Genomic DNA, 18,199 nt, shown 5'->3' with positions numbered 1-18,199 from the left:
TGGTTGGTGAAACAGTGTGCTCGGATCTGAGACACTGTTTCAGTGCGAGCGGCGGATCGATCGACGGTGCTGGGTTCGGTGTGGCTGCGGGACGAGCCGGAGCCGACCCGAGCGCCGCTGACCCGCGCGGAAATCGTCGAGACGGCGATCCGCCTGCTGGACCGCGACGGCCTGGACCGCTTCTCGATGCGCACCATGGCCGCCGAGCTCGGCACGGCCGCAACCTCCGCCCTCTACTGGCGAATCGCCACCAAGGACGACCTCCTGGAACTGGTCCTCGACCAAATCCTCGCCCCCAACCAGCCGCCTACGGCAGACCGGGCGGATGCAGCAGACCGGGCGGACGCGGCTGACCGGGCGGACGCGGCTGACCGGGGACGTGTGGTTGGCGGGGGACCCGCGGCCGGCCGGGGACGTGTGGTTAGCCGGGAACCCGCTGACCGGGCGGAGGCGGCGGGCCGGGAACCCGTTGACCGGGCAGAGGCGGCGGGCCGGGGACCTGCGGCTGGGCGGGGACCCGTGGTTGGCCGGGGGTTCGCGGGGCAGGGGGTGGTGGGGCGGGGGGATTGGCGGGACAAGGTGAGTGAGGTGATGCACGCGGCGTACGAGGCGTTGTCGGAGCATCCTTGGGCCGCGCAGTTGCTGCCGACGCACGCGGGCCTCGGGCCGAACTACCAGGCGCTGACCGAATCCGTCCAGCAGCTCCTGACCGATGCCCGGTTCAAGGGCACCCACCTGGACGCAGCGATGTCGGCGATCTTCCACTACTTGATCGGATCAGCGGTCACCGACGCGGCTTGGCGAGCAGTCGTCCGCCGCAGCGGCCTCACCGAATCCACCTGGGCCCAAAAGTCAGCCGACCGAGTAGGCGTAGACGCCACCCACCTCACCGCCTACCTGAACCCCCAAAGCCAAGCCGGCCCCCACGCCCGCTTCACCACCGGCCTCCGCCTGATCCTCAACACCCTCCGCCCCCGCCAACTGACCTAACCCTCCCCCACCGCCCGCGCAACTCTTGCCCGCCCCATCGGGTACCGAACGACGGGTAGTCATGGTCAACTCCGCCGACTCCTGAGCGTGCAGCACCCGCCTTCGGCGGTCCCTGGCCCGACCACTACCCGTCCTTCGGCACCGAGCACCCGGTCAACAGCTGAATGACTCCAACACGCAGCCGCCCCGCGACCCGAGTTCACCAGCCCCCACCCCCACCACCCACCACCCCAGCCGTCGCCACACCCGCCGCGAGCACCACCCCCCGCACCGGCGGGAACCATCCATCGCCAGAGCGCCGAGCCTGAAGCGGCTGCCCCAGCCGTTCGTCACACGCACCTCCTGCCCCGCCGAGCAGTGCTGCTACAAGTCGACGAGGCCTCCCGTCGGGCAGTGGTTCTACAAGTCGGCAAGGGCGCCGCCACTTCCTCCCTCCCCCCAGCGCAGTGGTTCTACAAGTCGGCTAGGGCACCGCCACTTCCTCCCTCCCCCCAGCGCAGTGGTTCTACAAGTCGGCTAGGGCTGAGGTTGGGGTTTCGAAGGTGTTGGCTACGAAGCGGAGGAAGCCGGCGGCTGTGGCTCCGTCGCAGACTCGGTGGTCGAACACCAGGGAGAGTTGGGTGAGTTTGCGGATCGTCAGCTGCCCGTCGACCACCCAGGGACGATCGATGATCCGGCCGACGCCGAGGATCGCGACCTGGGGGTGGTTGATGATCGCCGCACTTCCGTCGACCCCGAAGCTTCCGTAGTTGTTCAGCGTGAAGGTCCCGGAGGTCAGCTCCTGCTGCGTCAACCGCCCGTCGCGCGCCGCCGCCGTCAACCGGCGGATTTCCCCGTCCAACCCACGCGCAGTCAGCAAATGCGCATTCGGTACCGCGGGAACAGCCAGCCCCCGATCAGTTTGCGCCGCCAAACCCAGATTCACCCCGTCGTACTGGACAAGTTCCGCACGCTCGACATCCACGTACCCGTTGAGCTCCGGGTACTTCACCAGCCCAGCCACCACGAACCGGGCCATCAACGCCAGCAACCCCGGCCCCGGATCAGTTGCCGTCCGCAACGATTCGCGCAACTCGATCAGCGCCGTCGCGTCCACGTCCACCCAGGTAGTAGCTTCCGGGATCTCCGCACGACTCCGGGTCAACGTCGCGACAACAGCCTTCCGGAAGCCGCTCATCGGCGTACGCCGCAACTCCCCCAACCCGGTCCGCGAACCCACCGCGGACGCCGCGCTCGGCCCCGCCGCCCGCGCGGACACCGGATGCGCCGCCGCAGACCGCTCAGCCGCTGAAGGTGCCGCCCCCGACTCCGCGGGCATCGGGCTGATCTGCGGCTCGACCTGTGGATGGGCGAGTTCGCCGACCTCGGCGCGCTGGCCCCGACTCCGCAGGGTTGTACGGTTCGCGATCGCTTGCTCCACATCGCGCCGCACGATCAGCCCGTCCGGCCCCGACCCGGTCACCTCGCGAAGCTCGACCCCCGCATCACGCGCCAGCCGCCGTACCAACGGCGAGATCACCAACGGCACCGACCGGCGAAGGAGTTCTTCGCCGGCATCCACATCCCGGGCGCGGACGCTTTGCGGAACATTTCCGGCACCATGCGCCGGTTTTGTTCCGGAAACCGGCACACCCCCGCGCGGCCGCCGACGACGGCCGATCGCCCCGCTCTCCACGGTCCCGTACCCGACCAGCACGTTCCCCGACCCAGCACGCTCCTCTTCCCTATACGCAGCCCCCGCCGCCACACCGCCCGAACCGCCAACCCCAGCCGCACCGGCCGCGCCCTCCGGGTCCGCGACCGTGATCAGCGGCTTCCCGACGAGAACGGTTGCGCCGGGCTCGCCGTGCAGTTCCTCGATCACCCCGGCGTACGGGGACGGCAACTCGACGATCGACTTCGCCGTCTCAACCTCCGCGACCGGCGTATCAACTCCAACCACGTCGCCAACTTTCACCAACCAACGCACGATTTCCGCCTCGGTCAGGCCCTCGCCGAGATCCGGCAGCAGGAACGTGTTCACGAGTCCTCCCACTGCAAATCGTCCACCGCATCCAGCACCCGATCCACGCTGGGCAGCTGGTACTTCTCCAGCTTCGGCGGCGGGAACGGGATGTCGAACGCGGTCACCCGGCGCACCGGCGCGGCCAGTGAGTGGAAGCACTTCTCGGTCACCCGCGCGACGATCTCCGACGAAACACTCGCGAACCCAGTCGCCTCCGCAACCACCACCGCGCGCCCGGTCCGGCGTACGGCCGCGCACACCGTCTCGTCATCGAACGGCACCAGCGACCGCACATCCACCACCGTCAACTGCCGCCCCTCGGCCGCCGCGACCTCCGCCGCTTCGAGCGCGACCGGCACCGCGGGACCGTACGCGATCAACGTCGCATCGGCACCTTCCCGGCGTACGACAGCAGTACCGATCCCCGGCTGTGCTTCGGTGAGATCGACCTCTTCCTTCGCCCAGTAGAGCTTCTTCGGCTCCATGAACACCACCGGGTCCGGGTATTCGATTGCCCTGCGCAACAAATCGTACGCGTCCGCGACCGTCGCCGGCGTGACCACCGTCAGACCGGGCGTATGCGCGTAGTAACTCTCCGACGAGTCGCTGTGATGCTCCACCCCGCCGATGCCACCGCCGTACGGAATCCGCAGCACCATCGGCAGCGAAACCTTGCCCCGCGTCCGGTTGCGCATCTTCGCGACATGCGAGACGACCTGCTCGAACGCCGGGTAACCGAACGCGTCGAACTGCATCTCGACCACCGGGCGCATCCCGTTCATCGCCATCCCGACGGCCATGCCGACGATGCCGGCCTCGGCCAATGGGGTGTCGAAGCAACGATTCTCGCCGAACTCGGCGCTCAGCCCGTCGGTGATCCGGAAGACGCCGCCGAGCGCGCCGACGTCCTCACCGAACATCACCACCCGTTCGTCGGCGGTCATCGCGTCGCGGAGCGCCTGGTTGAGAGCCTGGGCCATCGAGATCTTCGTGTGCGTCATGACCTCACGCCTCCTCTCGGGCCAGCTCGTCGCGCAGGAACGCGGCCTGCTCACGCAGTTGCTGGGTCTCCGTGGCGTAGAGATGGGTGAACAGCTCCGCCGGGTCCACCTCGGGCTCCGGCATCAGCCCGGCGCGCAACGCCGCGGCGACCTCGGCCGCGCCGGCTTCAGCACGCTGCCTCACGTCGTCGTCCAGCCAGCCCTGCTGATCCAGGTACGTCGTCAGTCGCTGGATCGGATCGCGGTCAAGCCACGGAGCAACCTCGGCGTCCTGGCGGTAGCGGGTCGCATCGTCGGCGTTCGTGTGCGCCTGGACCCGGTACGTGTGTGCCTCGATCAGCTGCGGACCTTCGCCCGCGCGGGCCCTTTGCACCGCGCGACCAAGCACCGCGAGCAGCCCGGCAAGATCGTTGCCATCGGCACGTTCACCCGGTACGCCGTACCCAATGCCTTTGTGGGCAAGGGATGGCGCGGCGGTCTGCTTGGACAACGGGACCGAGATCGCGTACTCGTTGTTCTGGATGAAGAACACCACCGGCGCATGGAACACGGCCGCGAAGTTCAGCGCTTCGTGGAAGTCGCCCTCGCTGGTGCCACCGTCGCCGACCAGCGCCATCACCACGGTGTCCTCGCCCTTGAGCCGGGCCGCGTGCGCGACGCCGACCGCGTGCGGCAGCTGGGTGGCGAGCGGCGTGGACTGCGGCGCGACGTGGTGCAGGTACGGGTCGTAGCCCGAGTGCCAGTCGCCACGAAGCAGCGTCAGCGTCTCGATCGGATCGACGCCACGGCTGACGATCGAGACCGAGTCGCGGTACGTCGGGAACAGCCAGTCGCCTTCGCGCAAGACCATGGTGGCCGCGAGCTGGCACGCCTCCTGGCCGTGCGACGACGGGTACACGGCGAGCCGGCCTTGGCGTACGAGGGCGCTCGCCTGGTCGTTGAACCGGCGGCCCTTGACCAACTGTGCGTAACCGTCGAGCAGAGCGTCCTTGGTGGGCAGCTCGTACGACGGGTGATCGTGCGGTACACCGTGCTGATCGATCAGACAGACGGGGTCCGCGGAGGGGAGCAAACGCTCTTCGACGGTGGTCATGAGGTACTCCTGCGCAGGAGACGGACGGTAGCCACATCGTCGTCCTTCCTGGCCAAGTTGTTCCAGACCTGGAAGAATTGGGAGATGTTTGGTCCAGGTCCCTACCGGAAGGGTGCGCAGAATGTCCGAAGAGGTGATGGTGCACCGGGCCGGTCCTGGACAGATTGTCGTCGCGCCGGCGCTGGACGAGGTCGACCGGCAGATCATCGAGGCACTCGGCCGGGACGGACGGCTGTCGATCCGGGCGCTCGCCGATCAGGTGCACATCTCCCGCGCGAACGCGTACGCCCGGGTCGAACGGCTCACCAGCACTGGCGTGATCACCGGCTTCACCGTCACGGTCGACCCGCTGAAACTCGGGCTGGCGACCTCGGCGTACGTCACGCTGAGTCTGCGGCAGAGCTCGTGGCGGACGCTCCGGAAGCAGTTGCAGGCGATCCCGGAGATCAAGCACATGGCGCTGGTCGGCGGGGACTTCGACGCGATTCTGCTGGTCCGCGCGGCCGACAACGAAGGACTCCGCCGGGTCGTACTGGAGAAACTGCAGGCACTCCCCGAGGTGCTCGCAACACGCACCGCCCTCATCTTCGAGGACATCGGAACGCTCTAACTCACGCCCTAGCCAGACGCTTCAGCTCGCACCGCTTCAGCCCGGGCGCCTCGGCTCGGGCGCCTCAGTTCAGGGCGCTTCAGTTCAGGGCGCTTCAGTTCAGGGCGCTTCAGTTCAGGGCGCTTCAGTTCGGGGCGCTTCAGCAGCCGCAGGATTTGCGGAGGATCAGTTCGGTGGGGAGGGTGAGCGCTTCGACGGTTTGCTCGCCTTCGATCAGCCGGTTGACGGCTTCGCGGGCGAGGAGTTCCAGCGGCTGGCGTACGACGGTCAGCGGCGGCCAGCAGTACTCGGTTTCCGGCGTACCGTCGAACGCCACCACCGCGATGTCCTCCGGCACCCTCAGCCCCGCTTCGTGTACCGCCCGCAACACCCCGATCGCCTGCAAATCCGAACTGGCAAAGACGGCAGTCGGCCGCTCAGTTGCCGCCAGCAACTTTTCCCCAGCAACCCGCCCACCGTCCCGCGAGAACGCCGCCCGCACGACCGGCCCCGCCGCCAACCCCGCCGCCCGCAACGCATCCCGCCACCCCAACTCCCGCTCCACCCCACCCCCACGCCCCACCACCACACCCCACCCCGGCCCCACGCCACCACCTACCGGCCTCCCCTGCACTGCGCCGGAACCATGCACCTCCCTCCCCGGCACCGCACCCGCACCACGGACCTTTCTCCCCGGCACCGCGCCAACACCATGCACCTCCCGCGCAGGCGCCGCACCCGCACCATGCACCTCCCTCCCCGGCGCCGCACCCGCACCATGCACCTCCCTCCCCGGCACCGCACCCGCACCATGCACCTCCCGCGCAGGCGCCGCGTCATGCGCCGGCACCGCGCCACCACCTACCTGCCTCGCCGGCATCGCGCCGGCTCCACCGACCTCCCTCGCCGGCGCCGGGTTCGCCCCGGCGTCGTGGTTCGGGTGGGGATCGCCGATTACCAGGGCGATGTTCTGGTGGCCGTGGTTGATCAGGTGAGCTACGCCTCGGCGGGCGCCCTCGCGGTAGGCCGGGCGGATTGAGCTGATGGTCGGTAGTACGCGGTTGATTGCGACTGCCGGCACCTCGGCGGCGCTCAGATCGGGGTCGGCGGTGGGCGCGACCAGCACCAGTCCGCTCACCTGCCGGGTCAGCAGCTCCGCGATCTTCGCCCGTTCGGTCTCCGGATCGCCGTCCGCGCTCGTCTGCAGCACCACGTACCCGCGCGCCGCGGCTTCCTTGTCGATCGCCTTCGCGAGTTCCGCGAACAACGGGTTCCCGCCATCGGGCGTGATCAGCCCGAACGTCCGCGTCGTACCCATCCGCAGCGCCCGGGCGGTCGCGTTCGGCCGGTATCCGAGGACGCGGATCGCGGTCAGCACCCGATCCCGCGTCTCCGGCGCGACCTTGCGCGGCCCTTCGTTCACCACATAACTGACCACGGCAGTACTCACCCCGGCGTACGCCGCCACGTCGTTGCGGGTGACCGGTTCCTTCGGCATGCAGTGATGGTACGACGGTTGACCGCCCTGGAAAGCGGTTGCTAGCGTCTTGATCTACACGAGTAGAAGGAGTCCGCCGTGACCAGACGCTACGCAGTCGCCGGAACCGGATCGCGGGCGCAGTCGTACGTTCGCGCGATCTCGGAGCGCCCCGAGGAAGCACAACTCGTCGCCCTGCTCGACCCGAACCCGGGCCGGCTCGCCTACCACCAGCGGTTCGTCGCGAGCCTCGGCCTGCCCGCGCAGCCCGAGTACGGCGCGGACGACCTGGAGCGGATGGTCAAAGAGCAGTCCGTCGACCGGGTGGTGGTGACCAGCCCGGACTACACCCACGCCGACGTGGTGTCGCGACTGCTGCGCGCGGGCGCCGACGTGATCGTCGAGAAGCCGCTGACGATCGACGCGGACGGTACGCGCCGGATCGTCGACGCGATGAACGAATCCGGCAAGTCCGTCGTCGTCACCTTCAACTACCGCTACTCCCCGCGGAACAGCGCACTCCGGCAGCTCATCCAGGACGGTGAGATCGGGCAAGTGACCAGCGTCGAGTTCCAGTGGGTGCTCGACACCCGGCACGGCGCGGACTACTTCCGCCGCTGGCACCGCGAGAAGCAGAACTCCGGCGGCCTGCTGATCCACAAGGCGTCCCATCATTTCGACCTGGTGAACTGGTGGATCGCGTCGTCACCACGGCGGGTGTTCGCGTCCGGCGGACTGGCCTTCTACGGCTCCGACAACGCCGCAGCACGCGGTCTCGGCGAGCGCCCGGCCCGCGGTACGGTCGATGGATCGGCCAACGACCCGTGGCTGCTCGACCTGCGTACCGACGACACCTACCGGCAGCTCTACTACGAGAGCGAGCAGTACGACGGGTACCTGCGCGACCAGGACGTGTTCGGTCCGGGGATCACGATCGAGGACAACATGTCGGTGATCGCCGAGTACGCGAATGGCGCGCGACTGAGCTACTCGCTGAACGCGCACTCGCCGTGGGAGGGCTACCGGGTGTCGGTCAACGGCACCCTCGGCCGCGCCGAACTCGAAGTGGTCGAACGGGCCGCGGTGGTCGACGACCAAATCGACCCGAGCTACCCGTCCGGCCGGGTGATTGCCGGTGACGTCCGGGCGAATGGCGAACGGCTGGTCCTGCAGAAGCACTGGGCGACCGCGGTCGAGGTCGAGATCCCGCGTGGCGAAGGTGGTCATGGTGGTGGGGACCGCTTGATCTACAACGATCTCTTCCAGGGCCCGGGCGACGACCCGCTGGCGCGCGCGGCCGACGTACACGACGGCGTCCGCGCGGTAGCGGTCGGCATCGCCGCCAACGAGTCCCTCACCACCGGCCAGCCCATCAACATCGCCGACCTCAACCTCGGCGGCTGGTCCGCCTAGCACCTACCCCAACGCCCCCCAAACCGGTTTGGGGCGACCCATCCACCCAAATCGGGCGGCCGAACTCCCCAGACCCCACGGACATCCGCCCCAAACCGGTTTGGGGCGGGTTGTGGGCGCGGGCGGCGCGAGGGGGTTGGGTTGTGGGCTACCAGCTCGCCGGCTGACCCGGGCGGTGGGTGCCGAAGGTCCATTCGTAGCCTTCGGGGTCCGCCACCCGGCAGCGGTAGTTGCCCCACTCGGACAGTTCCGGTTTCCACACCGGCTCGGCACCGGCCGCGGTCGCCCGCGCGTACGTCGCGTCCACCTCGTCCTCGGTTTCCAGCGCGACGTACATCCCGTGGCCGACGCTGTCGCCCTTGCGGGTAGGGCGGTCGTACTGCTGCTCGTCGGTGAAACACGTGAACGCCATCCCGCCGTACCGCATCTCGGCATGCAGGACGCCGCCCTTGTCGTCCGGAACCTCCATGGTCGTCTCGAAACCGAAAGCGCGCTCCAGCCAGCGCAGTGCGGCGGTGGCGTCGCGGTAGGCGAAATACGCGTGCAGGGAAGCTGTTGTGGTCATGGGTCCAGCATCACCGCAGTAGCGGACACAAGATGGCCGCTACTGAGCTCGGGCGGTGCGTTGGCGGCGGAACCAGACGAGTAGGGCGATGCAGGGCAGGACGAGACCGCCGATGCCGAGTACGAAGAAGTCCCACTCGGCGCCGATGCGGTCCACCAGCCAGGCGAAGTTCTGCCCGAAGAACCCGGTGACGAAGGTCAGCGGCAGGAACACGGTGGCGAGAATCGTCAGCTGTTCGATCGTCGCGTTCTGCCGCACGCTGACCTTGGTCTGCTCGACGCCGATCACCGCCATGTTCGCTTCGAGCACCGTGGCGAGCAGATCGCGCTGCGCGGCAACCTCCTCGTTCACCAGGACGAGATGGTCGTGGACATCGCGGAAGTACGGCAGCAAGGCGGTGTCACGGGCATCGCGTTCGAGCGTCGTCAGTACGGCGAGCAGCGGATGCACCGCGCGGTAGAAATCGGTCACCTCGCGGCGCAGGAAGTAGATCCGCTCGGTCGGCGCGACCGATCCGGCGAAGACCGTACGCTCCACCTCCTCGATGTCACGCTCCAGCTCGGCGACGACCGGGCCGTACCCGTCCACGACCTGATCGAGGATCGCCCAAAGCACCGAGCTCGTACCGCACTCCAGGAGTTCGGGGCGCTGCTCCAGCCGGATCCGGGCCCCGTGCAGATCGCTCGCGACCCCTTGACGGACGGTGATCACGAAGGATGGCCCGAGGAAGACGCTCACCTCGCCGAAATCCACTTCCTCGCGGGCGTCGTCGTACCGGGCGGTGCGCAGGATGACCAGGCGAACGTCCCCTTCGTACGGCTCGACCTTCGGCCGGAGGTGGAACGTCTGCGCATCCTCGACTGCCAGCTCGTGCAGCCCGAAACTCTCCCTGACCTGGGTCAGTTCTTCCGCGGTCGGCTCGTACATCCCCAGCCAGACGAAGCCGCCGGCCCGGCAGCTCGCGGCGGCGTCCGCGACCGACATCGCCTCGACGTGCTGGCGGCGACCGTCCCGGTAGTAAGCGCAGTCGATGATCATGGTGACCTCCTGCTCCGATCGTCGTCCTCGCGGGCGCCGGGGCAATAGTGGCGGCACGGAAAGCGGCGATGAACAGGCGGAGTTCCTGGCCGGGTTCCTGGCCGGGTTCCTGTCCAGGGCCTGAGAAATGCGGGTTGAGTTCCTGGTCCGGTCCGGATGCGTCGATGAGGATGAAGGCATGGAGCTCCCAGTCGTGCTGATGCCAGGACCGATGAACGCCGCCGTCGCCGCCGGGCTGGACGGTCACTGCGAGCTGATCCGGCTCTGGGAGGAGCCCGACCCCGATGGCGTACTCGCGCGGCGCCGCGACGAGATCGTCGCCATCGCGGCCGGCGGCACGGTGATCGACGGGGCGTACCTGGATCGGCTGCCCGCGGTCCGGCTGATCGCCAGCTTCGGCGTCGGGTACGACCGGATCGATGCGGCGGCAGCGGCTGAGCGTGGCGTGGTGGTGACCAATACGCCTGGCGTGCTGGACGACGAGGTCGCGGACACGGCGATGGGGCTGCTGCTGATGACGGTTCGCGAGCTGTCTCGCGCGGAGCGGTACCTGCGCGACGGCAAGTGGGCCGACGGGACGCCGTACCCGCTGACGCCCGCCACCCTGCACGGCCGGCGGATGGGCATCCTCGGGCTCGGCCGGATCGGGCAGGCGATCGCCGACCGGGTGAAACCGTTCGGTGTCTCGGTCGCGTATCACAACCGCAGCCAGAAGGACGTCGAGTACGAGTACTACCCGTCGCTGCTTGAGCTGGCCGCCGATGTAGACATTCTGATGATTGTCATCCCGGGCGGGGACAGTACGCGCCACCTGGTCAACGCCGAGGTCCTGAAAGCACTCGGGCCGGACGGCATCGTCATCAACGTCGCCCGCGGCACGGTCATCGACGAACAGGCGCTGGTCGACGCGCTCCGTACGAACACGATCCTCTCCGCCGGCCTGGACGTCTTCGAACACGAACCGAAGGTCCACCCCGACCTACTGACCCTCCCCAACGCGGTCCTGCTCCCCCACGTCGGCTCCGCCACCCAACCCACCCGAACCGCCATGGCCAACCTCGTAGCAGACAACCTCCGCCACTACCTGACCAAGGGCACCCCCCTCACCCCCGTCCCCGAATCCAGCCCGCTGCTTGCTTAGCGGGTCAGCGGGATCTCGTCGGTGAGGTTGTTCAGTTTTTCGGGGTTGCGGACGGCGTAGAAGCCGGTGATCTGGTTGTTGTCGACGTGGAGGACGGTGACGGTGTCGATTTCGCCGGCGAAGCGGAGGATCATGGCGGGCTGGCCGTTGATCTGGGTGGATTCGAGGGTGCCTTCGGCCATTCGGGGGATGGCGAGGGCCAGCAGGCGGGCCACCTTGTCGGCGCCGACGACCGGGCGGGGCAGCGCCTGGACGACGCCGCCGCCGTCGCCGAGGAAGACGACGTCCGGCGCGAGCATGTCGACCAGGCCTTGCAGGTCACCGGTGTTGACCGCGCGCTGGAACGCCTCCAGCGCACCGCGGGTCTGATCGGCCGACACCACCCCGCGCGGGCGCCGGGCCGCGACGTGCGAGCGGGCCCGGTGCGCGATCTGCCGTACCGCGTCCGGCTTCTTGTCGATCGCCGCCGCGATCTCGTCGTACTCGAGGCCGAAGACCTCCCGGAGGACGAAAACGGCGCGTTCGGTCGGCTTGAGCGTCTCCAGGACGAGCATCATCGCCATCGACACACTGTCGGCGAGCTCGACGTCCTCGGCCACGTCCGGCGTGGTCAGCAGCGGCTCGGGCAGCCACGGGCCGACGTACGACTCCTTCCGGCGCCCGAGCGTACGCAACCGCTGCAGCGCCTGCCGGCTGGCGATCCGGACCAGGTACGCGCGCTGGTCCTGCACCGTGTCCAGGTCGACGCCCACCCAGCGCAACCACGTCTCCTGCAGGACGTCCTCGGCGTCCGCGGCCGAGCCCAGCAGCTCGTACGCGACCGTGAACAACAGGTTGCGATGGGCAACGAACGCTTCGGTGGCTCGATCGGTACCGGTCATGGCTGGCTCCTCGTGCACGCGGGTGTCAGCACAAGACACCGCCCGCCCGGATTTTGTGACATCTCGTCCGGTATGGCGCTCGTCACGTCCGGTACCGGTCACAGCGGCCCGGCCGGCGGCATCTCGTGGTCATCCAGTAGATCCCAAGAATGAGGACGATGATGATTGAACCCCGGATCGACATCATGAAGAACGAGTTCGGCGCCAAGCTGGCGAAGCGGTTGTTCGCGGTGCACGGTCTGCTGCAGCAGGCCAGCCTGTCGCACCGTACGCAGAACCTGGTGATGCTCCGCGCCAGCCAGATCAACGGCTGCGGCAACTGCATCGACATCCACGCCAAGGAGGCGGCCGCGGAGGGCGACACGAGTACGCGGATCAACCTCGTCGCGGGGTGGCGGCACTCGACCGTCTTCACCGAGGAAGAGCAGGCGGCGCTGGCGCTGACCGAAGAGGCCACCCGGCTGGCGGACGCGTCCGAGGGCGTCAGCGACGAGACCTGGGCGCGCGCCGCGAAGTACTACGACGAGGACCAGCTGGTCGCCCTGGTCACGCTGATCGCGATGATCAACGCGACGAACCGGATGGCGGTCACGCTCAATCAGCTCGGCGGCTCGTACGAGCCCGGGCTGATCGAGGCGACGATCAACAAGTAAGTGCGCGTTGGGCAGCCGGCGCGTACGCCCGTACGCGCCGGCTGGTGGTTTGTTTCGCGGATCAGCCCGCGATGTTGACCATCCAGTTGATGCCGAACTTGTCGGTGAGCATGCCGAACTCGTCGCCCCACATCTGCTTCTCCAGCGGCACCGTGACCTTGCCGCCGTCGGAGAGCTTCTGGTAGTAATCGCGCAACTCCGAGCCGTCACCACTGAGGCTGATTGCGATGTTCTCACCCGGGTTGTACGGCATCCCCTGCGGCGTGTCGGCCGCCATCAGGGTGAAACCGCTCGGTGTCTCGAGCTGAGCATGCATCAGTTTGTCGTCGTCGTCCGGCCCGTGCCCCGTGCCGAACTCCTTGAAGGTGTTCGAAGACACCTCACCGCCGAAAACCCCCTGATAAAACTCCATCGCCGCACGCGCGTCACCATCGAACTGAATGTACGGATTGAGCCGGGATGCCATTGGTTGATCCTTCCCCCAACCGGCCGCGCCCGGTGGCACGGCACCCACTTCGCACCCTAGACCCGCCTACGGACAACCCGCGACCATCAATTGGATTGCAGCCGACCGCTAGGGTCGCGGGATGCAGCTACGACATATCACTGTTGATGCCGGGGACCCGTTCGCGTTGGCCGAGTTCTGGAGTGGGGTGACCGGGTGGCCGGTGGCTGACGGGGACGTGCCTGGGGATGACGAGGTGCTGGTGGTGGCGCCGGCGCCGGTTCCTGGGTTGCTCTTCATCAAGGTGCCCGAGGGAAAGAGCGTGAAGAACCGCGTACACCTCGACTGGGGCCCGACCGAACGCACCCGCGACGCCGAGGTCGACCGCATCCTGTCCCTCGGCGGCACCATCCACGAAGACCACCGCACCCCCGACGGCCGCGGCTGGGTCACCATGAAAGACCCCGAATCCAACGAATTCTGCGTAGAACGCAGCGAATCCGAACGCACCAACTGACGTTCAGGCGGTTGACTCGGCTTCAGCTGGTTAGTTCGCGAGTGCGGAGTGTAGCGGGTTTTGGCATGGGCCGGAATCTATCGCGGGTTTGTGTCTTCGGGGATGCTGGGGAGAGGCGAGTGCAACCTGCTGGGGGCGGTGTGCATCTAGAGGTTGGGACTCGGATGCAGCAGTTGGAGGGTCCCGTGGCGTCATGTCTTTTGGGTAGGCATTCAGGCGGACGGTGAGGGGGCGACATGTTGCACCAGGTGCGGGGCGCGGCTGAGCGGGATCGGCCGGCGGCTGCTCGCGGATCGTTCGGTGCGTCGCTGGCCGCGATCGTCGTCTCGTTGCTGGTGCTCGGCCTGGTCGGTGCCGGGTTCGTCGTCCTCGAACCACGGACCACCAACGCGGACACGACCGCCGACGGCAACGGTTCGTACAGCGTCGCCACCAAGGGCCCCGGCCGGTACGGTTCGGGCACGCTCGGCTCCTGGCAGAACCTGATCCGCCGGATCACCCCCGAAGACCAGATCCGGGACGTACTCACGTTCGACGGGATCTTCATGTTCGGCGACAGCATCGCCGTGCAGGACAGTTCGGCGCTGGAGCGGATGCTCGCGAACCGTACCGGCGACTCGATCGCCTTCCACGACTGGTCCGGGCAGCCGACGTCCGCCGCGGTCGACGCTCTCGAACAGTGGTCACGCGACTACGGCCTGCCGCGCCGCATCGTGATGGCAGTCGGTACGAACGACATCTTCGACCCGCCGGCGTTCGCGGCGCAGGTGGAGCGCGCGCTACGGATCGCCGGGCCGGACCGGACGGTGTACTGGGTGAACGTGTACGCGAGCCGCACCAAGCAACCGGCGGCCGTCCGGCAAGCGGATCTGGCGAACAGCGCCTGGATCAACCAGCAGCTCGACGAAGCCGCCGCCCGGCACCCGAACCTGAAGATCATCCGCTGGTCCGAGTTCCTCACCTCGCAGCAGGATCGCCCGGCCAGCTACCTGCGCGACGGCGTACACACCAGCGAACCGCTCGGCGGCAGCGCCCGCAACGAACTCATCACCCAAGCGATCGAAGCGCCGGGCCTCAGCAGCTGACCCGGCTTCACGGCACCCCCTTCCGGTACAGCTGGTGCTGCCCTTCCGGGCAATCCAGAAGTGAAGTGGGGGCTCCTTGCAACTTTCTCTCCACTTCGGACCGTCCTACAAGGCAGAGGGAAAGACCCAGGACCACCGGCATTAGATGCCGGAAGCAACCTTCGGACGCGCGGGCACACTCCAGCTGACCACGACTCGGGGGAGCGGTCCGCCTCGATTCAGGTCTAGGCCGGAACAGGCATGCCCAATTGCATGCGGTGAGGACACACGATGCCCGCGAGACATCTGCGTACGAACAGCACGCCCGCGCGACTCGCCGTCGCCCTGCTCGGCACCGCTGGCGTACTGGCCGCCGCACTGATCGTCCCGTGGAGCGGTTCGACCCCCGAGGCAGCGCCGGACCCGACCCTCGAGCACACCGCCGAACCACCGACCGCCCCGCCGGCACCGGCCGGCACGAACACTTACACCTGCCCCGCCTACAGCGGCATCGACCGCCCGAACCCGGTCGCGAACCTGCAGCAGGACACGTACGCCTGGGGCACCACACCACCCACCAAGATCGGCGACGGCACCGGCAACATCAACTGGCGGGTGAACCCGGACAATAACCCCAGCTGGTACATGTGGCTGCACTCGCTGCGTTGGCTCGGCCAAGGAATCAACGCCGGCGCGAAGGGCGATCGCGCCGCCCTGCAGCGGGTCAGCGCGATCGCGCGGGACTGGGTCGACGACAACCCGTACTCGTGGAAGTCCGACGTCGGCGCGTACGAGTCGACGATGCACCGCACCAACGTACTGATCTGCCTCCGCCAGGCCGTGCTGTCCGGGTTGCACGTCGGCCGGCTTCCACTCACGTACGCGTGGCTGGACAAGACCTTGCTGGATCACGCGCAGTTCCTGCAGACGAACTGGAGCGGTGACTGGAACCACGGCACCGACGAGAGCCTGGCGCTGTTCGGCATCGGCTGCACGCTGGGGCGCGCGGACCTGAAGCAGCTCGCGACGAGCCGGTTGACCAGCGCGATCAAGACCTCGATCGACACGCAAGGAACGACGAACGAGCAGTCGACCGCGTACGCGCAGTTCAACTATGCACTGTGGGGAAGGGCAATCGACGTACTCCGGAAGTGCGGCGCCGACCCGGGGACGACGATCATGGCGCGCCGCCGGGAGCTGGCGAAATGGCTCGCGCTGGCCACCAACTCGCTCGGAAATCTTCCCCAACTCGGCGACTCCGAGGTGGTTCGAACGGTCCCGGTGACCGGGACGGTGCTCGAGTACGCCGGCACGCTCGGCAAGCAAGGCATCCGGCCGACGCAGCGGATCGGGATCTTCGACGGCGGGTACGTGTTCGGGCGTACGGGATGGGGTGAGACGCGGGCGTTCACGCAGGAGTCGACGTACAGCATCCGGTTCGGGCCGGCGCAGAAGCTCCATGGGCACAACGACCACACCTCCGTCACGTACACCTCGCGCGGGCGGGACATCCTGATCGACGGTGGGCACGCCGGGTACAAGATGGACGCCTGGCGATCGTGGGCCAAAGGCCAGTTCGCGCACAATGTGATGGCGGTGCAGTCGGCGAAGGGGCATCCGGAAACCAAGCTGGTACGGTCCGCGATCAAGCCGACGTCGGAGTTCTACGAGCTGCGGGATTCGCCGGGTACGGGGATCGACCGTACGCGCGGCGTGCTGATGCTGAAAGATCCCGATGTGATGGTGGTGCTGGATCGGGGTACGTCGGAAGCGGATGAGAACTACTCGACGTTGTGGCACTTGCCGGCCGATCAGAAGGTGGTTGTCAACGGCAGTGATTCGGCGGTGGCGCGTGCAGCCGGCGATGCGGTGAAGACGACGTTGCTGCAGATCCCGTTCCAGCAGGAGACGACGCCGATCGAGGTGGTCAGTGGGCAACAGGATCCTGTGCAGGGATGGCATTACCAGACGATCGATCGGCGGCTGGCGTCTCCGGTGGTGAAGTTCAACCGGGCTGGGCGGAGCGCGAGCATCTTGTCGGCGATCGTGCCTTCGCGGAGCAATGCGGTTGTTTCGTACACGACGTCGCGGCAGGGTTCGCAGCTCGTCGTGAACCTGAAGGTGGACGGCCTGACCACGGTGATCGGCGTCGCCGAGGACGGGACCATGCGGCGGATCAAGTAGCCGGGCCCACCGGTTTCCAGTCAGCGGGCGGGTCTTCGCCGACCCGGCCGTCGACGGCTTCGCGGATCAGGTCGGCGTGGCCGGTGTGGCGGCCGTACTCCTCGATCAGGTCGCAGACGAGCCGGCGGAGACTCGGATGCCGCCCGTCCGGCCAGCTGATGTGCGCCGGTTGATCCAGGCCGCCGTCCGCGATCGCCGCGGCCAGGGTCGCCCGGGAACGCGCGACCGCGCCGTCCCAGAGCGCGTACAGCTCAGCCGGCGTGTTCTCGGCCGCCGACTCGAACTCCCAGTCGTTGTCGTCCCGCCACCCGTTCTCCGACCACGGCCCACTCATCGGCAGCCCGCGGAACTTGACGTCGAACATGTAGTCCTCGTTCGCCGCAAGGTGCTTCATCAACCCACCGAGCGTGATCGACGACGCCCCGATCCGTACGTTCAACCCGTCCGCGTCCAGCTCGTCCACCTTGAACCGGAACGTCGTCCGCAACCGGTCCAACGCCCCCACCAGCTGCTCAGCCTCACTCCCCGCCAACGGCGGCTCCCACCACGGGGACACCCACTCGCTTTCACTCATACCAACACGCTAACCCCGATTCCGGACGCTCCCCTTCCGGAATACTTGGCCCATGGCCGACCTCCAGCAGTACGCCGGCGTACTCGCGCACCACGCGAACCGGATCGCACTCATCCGCGAACGCTACGAGGAATGGAACACCCCGCCCTACTGGAGCCCACCCAGCGGCGCCGTAGAACCCGGCGAAACCCCATCCGCCGGCGCCCGCCGCGAACTACAGGAAGAGTCCGGCCTGTGCGCCTCGCAACTCGACCTGGCGTGGACCACGTCGGTCGAGGTCGACGGCATTCTGACCTACCGCGCCTGGAACTACGTGACCGAGGTCGACGACCCCACGTTCGCGATCAATGACCCGGACAACTCGGTTCTGGAAGCGCGCTGGTTCACGTACGCCGAGGCGATCGAGGTGCTGAAGGACATGCCGTACCCACCGATCGCCGTCCCCGTCATCCACTACCTGACCCACGGCACTGTGGTGAGCTGGCAGTTCACCCAGACCGACAACACCTGGACGTTCACAGCTCCAGAGCGCGTAGATGCATCCGGCGGGCCAGCCGGATGACCCAGAT

Annotated in this window: 18 protein-coding genes; 9 read left to right on the top strand and 9 right to left on the bottom strand. The window is 67.8% G+C overall.

The genetic code is table 11. The features are described from left to right. Window positions 1-42 precede the first annotated feature (42 nt). Window positions 43-990 carry a TetR/AcrR family transcriptional regulator gene (locus ABD260_RS01870; RefSeq protein WP_344231518.1) on the top strand — a complete coding sequence of 316 codons (948 nt, stop codon included), beginning with the start codon at window positions 43-45 and terminating at the stop codon, window positions 988-990. A gap of 505 nt (window positions 991-1,495) precedes the next feature. Here ABD260_RS01870 and ABD260_RS01865 read toward each other — a convergent pair. From ABD260_RS01865 to ABD260_RS01855, 3 genes are read right to left on the bottom strand one after another with little or no spacing between them, the layout of a single operon-like run. Beyond that, window positions 1,496-3,013, bottom strand: a complete 1,518-nt coding sequence (locus ABD260_RS01865; RefSeq protein ID WP_344231517.1) for a dihydrolipoamide acetyltransferase family protein — start codon at window positions 3,011-3,013, stop codon at window positions 1,496-1,498. Continuing rightward, entirely contained in the window at window positions 3,010-3,996 is a 987-nt protein-coding gene (locus ABD260_RS01860) for an alpha-ketoacid dehydrogenase subunit beta (protein ID WP_344231516.1), read from the bottom strand. Before ABD260_RS01860 ends, ABD260_RS01865 begins: the two co-directional genes overlap by 4 nt. Before the next feature lie 4 nt (window positions 3,997-4,000). After that, window positions 4,001-5,089: a thiamine pyrophosphate-dependent enzyme gene (locus ABD260_RS01855; protein ID WP_344231515.1), complete on the bottom strand. Its 1,089-nt coding sequence runs from the start codon at window positions 5,087-5,089 to the stop codon at window positions 4,001-4,003. 121 nt (window positions 5,090-5,210) lie between these two features. On the opposite strand from ABD260_RS01855, the gene ABD260_RS01850 reads away from it, so the two are divergent. Then, window positions 5,211-5,699, top strand: coding sequence for an Lrp/AsnC family transcriptional regulator (locus ABD260_RS01850; protein WP_184839738.1), 489 nt, complete (start codon window positions 5,211-5,213; stop codon window positions 5,697-5,699). A 139-nt stretch (window positions 5,700-5,838) separates the two neighbouring features. On the opposite strand, the gene ABD260_RS01845 is transcribed toward ABD260_RS01850, so the two are convergent. After that, window positions 5,839-7,176 (bottom strand): LacI family DNA-binding transcriptional regulator, encoded by a 1,338-nt coding sequence (locus ABD260_RS01845; protein WP_344231514.1) that lies wholly within the window; start codon window positions 7,174-7,176, stop codon window positions 5,839-5,841. 78 nt (window positions 7,177-7,254) lie between these two features. On the opposite strand from ABD260_RS01845, the gene ABD260_RS01840 reads away from it, so the two are divergent. Then, window positions 7,255-8,568, top strand: coding sequence for a Gfo/Idh/MocA family protein (locus ABD260_RS01840; protein WP_344231513.1), 1,314 nt, complete (start codon window positions 7,255-7,257; stop codon window positions 8,566-8,568). 148 nt (window positions 8,569-8,716) lie between these two features. Here the strand turns inward: ABD260_RS01840 and ABD260_RS01835 are convergent, their stop codons facing one another. Both ABD260_RS01835 and ABD260_RS01830 read right to left on the bottom strand, forming a co-directional pair. Further along, window positions 8,717-9,133: a VOC family protein gene (locus ABD260_RS01835; protein WP_344231512.1), complete on the bottom strand. Its 417-nt coding sequence runs from the start codon at window positions 9,131-9,133 to the stop codon at window positions 8,717-8,719. 39 nt (window positions 9,134-9,172) lie between these two features. Next, window positions 9,173-10,171, bottom strand: coding sequence for a magnesium and cobalt transport protein CorA (locus ABD260_RS01830; protein ID WP_344231511.1), 999 nt, complete (start codon window positions 10,169-10,171; stop codon window positions 9,173-9,175). A 178-nt stretch (window positions 10,172-10,349) separates the two neighbouring features. Between ABD260_RS01830 and ABD260_RS01825 the strand changes: the two genes are divergently transcribed. After that, complete coding sequence (locus ABD260_RS01825; protein WP_344231510.1) at window positions 10,350-11,312, top strand: 2-hydroxyacid dehydrogenase; 963 nt, start codon at window positions 10,350-10,352, stop codon at window positions 11,310-11,312. Here the strand turns inward: ABD260_RS01825 and ABD260_RS01820 are convergent. Next, the gene (locus ABD260_RS01820; RefSeq protein WP_344231509.1) at window positions 11,309-12,193 is read right to left on the bottom strand and encodes an RNA polymerase sigma-70 factor; all 885 of its coding nucleotides are present in this window, start codon (window positions 12,191-12,193) and stop codon (window positions 11,309-11,311) included. The two genes, ABD260_RS01825 and ABD260_RS01820, sit on opposite strands and share 4 nt — an antisense overlap. 158 nt (window positions 12,194-12,351) lie before the next feature. Here ABD260_RS01820 and ABD260_RS01815 point away from each other — a divergent pair, with 158 nt between their 5' ends. Next, window positions 12,352-12,846, top strand: a complete 495-nt coding sequence (locus ABD260_RS01815; protein ID WP_344231508.1) for a carboxymuconolactone decarboxylase family protein — start codon at window positions 12,352-12,354, stop codon at window positions 12,844-12,846. A gap of 61 nt (window positions 12,847-12,907) precedes the next feature. Here ABD260_RS01815 and ABD260_RS01810 read toward each other — a convergent pair whose 3' ends face one another. Beyond that, entirely contained in the window at window positions 12,908-13,360 is a 453-nt protein-coding gene (locus tag ABD260_RS01810; protein WP_344231507.1) for a VOC family protein, read from the bottom strand. Between the two features lie 73 nt (window positions 13,361-13,433). Between ABD260_RS01810 and ABD260_RS01805 the strand changes: the two genes are divergently transcribed. From ABD260_RS01805 to ABD260_RS01795, 3 genes are all read left to right on the top strand, one after another. Beyond that, the gene (locus tag ABD260_RS01805) at window positions 13,434-13,808 is read left to right on the top strand and encodes a VOC family protein (protein WP_344231506.1); all 375 of its coding nucleotides are present in this window, start codon (window positions 13,434-13,436) and stop codon (window positions 13,806-13,808) included. Between the two features lie 236 nt (window positions 13,809-14,044). Further along, window positions 14,045-14,893 carry a GDSL-type esterase/lipase family protein gene (locus ABD260_RS01800; protein WP_344231505.1) on the top strand — a complete coding sequence of 283 codons (849 nt, stop codon included), beginning with the start codon at window positions 14,045-14,047 and terminating at the stop codon, window positions 14,891-14,893. Window positions 14,894-15,163: 270 nt separating this feature from the next. Continuing rightward, the gene (locus ABD260_RS01795) at window positions 15,164-17,056 is read left to right on the top strand and encodes a heparinase II/III domain-containing protein (protein WP_344231504.1); all 1,893 of its coding nucleotides are present in this window, start codon (window positions 15,164-15,166) and stop codon (window positions 17,054-17,056) included. Here ABD260_RS01795 and ABD260_RS01790 read toward each other — a convergent pair. Beyond that, window positions 17,049-17,630 carry a mycothiol transferase gene (locus ABD260_RS01790; protein WP_344231503.1) on the bottom strand — a complete coding sequence of 194 codons (582 nt, stop codon included), beginning with the start codon at window positions 17,628-17,630 and terminating at the stop codon, window positions 17,049-17,051. The genes ABD260_RS01795 and ABD260_RS01790 overlap by 8 nt on opposite strands. Before the next feature lie 52 nt (window positions 17,631-17,682). Between ABD260_RS01790 and ABD260_RS01785 the strand changes: the two genes are divergently transcribed. Then, complete coding sequence (locus ABD260_RS01785; RefSeq protein WP_344231502.1) at window positions 17,683-18,192, top strand: NUDIX hydrolase; 510 nt, start codon at window positions 17,683-17,685, stop codon at window positions 18,190-18,192. Window positions 18,193-18,199 lie beyond the last annotated feature (7 nt).

This window comes from Kribbella hippodromi (genome assembly GCF_039531045.1).
Taxonomy (GTDB): Bacteria; Actinomycetota; Actinomycetes; order Propionibacteriales; family Kribbellaceae; genus Kribbella; species Kribbella hippodromi.
This window is presented reverse-complemented; position numbering and strand designations above follow the sequence as displayed.

Bases quoted from the DNA above. Each gene is read 5' to 3' on its own strand.
- ABD260_RS01860 (WP_344231516.1), bottom strand. From the start codon at position 3,996: ATGACGCACACGAAGATCTCGATGGCCCAGGCTCTCAACCAGGCGCTC.
- ABD260_RS01805 (WP_344231506.1), top strand. From the start codon at position 13,434: ATGCAGCTACGACATATCACTGTTGATGCCGGGGACCCGTTCGCGTTG.
- ABD260_RS01815 (WP_344231508.1), top strand. From the start codon at position 12,352: ATGATGATTGAACCCCGGATCGACATCATGAAGAACGAGTTCGGCGCC.
- ABD260_RS01830 (WP_344231511.1), bottom strand. From the start codon at position 10,171: ATGATCATCGACTGCGCTTACTACCGGGACGGTCGCCGCCAGCACGTC.
- ABD260_RS01835 (WP_344231512.1), bottom strand. From the start codon at position 9,133: ATGACCACAACAGCTTCCCTGCACGCGTATTTCGCCTACCGCGACGCC.
- ABD260_RS01820 (WP_344231509.1), bottom strand. From the start codon at position 12,193: ATGACCGGTACCGATCGAGCCACCGAAGCGTTCGTTGCCCATCGCAAC.
- ABD260_RS01800 (WP_344231505.1), top strand. From the start codon at position 14,045: ATGTTGCACCAGGTGCGGGGCGCGGCTGAGCGGGATCGGCCGGCGGCT.
- ABD260_RS01845 (WP_344231514.1), bottom strand. From the start codon at position 7,176: ATGCCGAAGGAACCGGTCACCCGCAACGACGTGGCGGCGTACGCCGGG.
- ABD260_RS01795 (WP_344231504.1), top strand. From the start codon at position 15,164: ATGCCCGCGAGACATCTGCGTACGAACAGCACGCCCGCGCGACTCGCC.
- ABD260_RS01850 (WP_184839738.1), top strand. From the start codon at position 5,211: ATGTCCGAAGAGGTGATGGTGCACCGGGCCGGTCCTGGACAGATTGTC.
- ABD260_RS01825 (WP_344231510.1), top strand. From the start codon at position 10,350: ATGGAGCTCCCAGTCGTGCTGATGCCAGGACCGATGAACGCCGCCGTC.
- ABD260_RS01855 (WP_344231515.1), bottom strand. From the start codon at position 5,089: ATGACCACCGTCGAAGAGCGTTTGCTCCCCTCCGCGGACCCCGTCTGT.
- ABD260_RS01785 (WP_344231502.1), top strand. From the start codon at position 17,683: ATGGCCGACCTCCAGCAGTACGCCGGCGTACTCGCGCACCACGCGAAC.
- ABD260_RS01790 (WP_344231503.1), bottom strand. From the start codon at position 17,630: ATGAGTGAAAGCGAGTGGGTGTCCCCGTGGTGGGAGCCGCCGTTGGCG.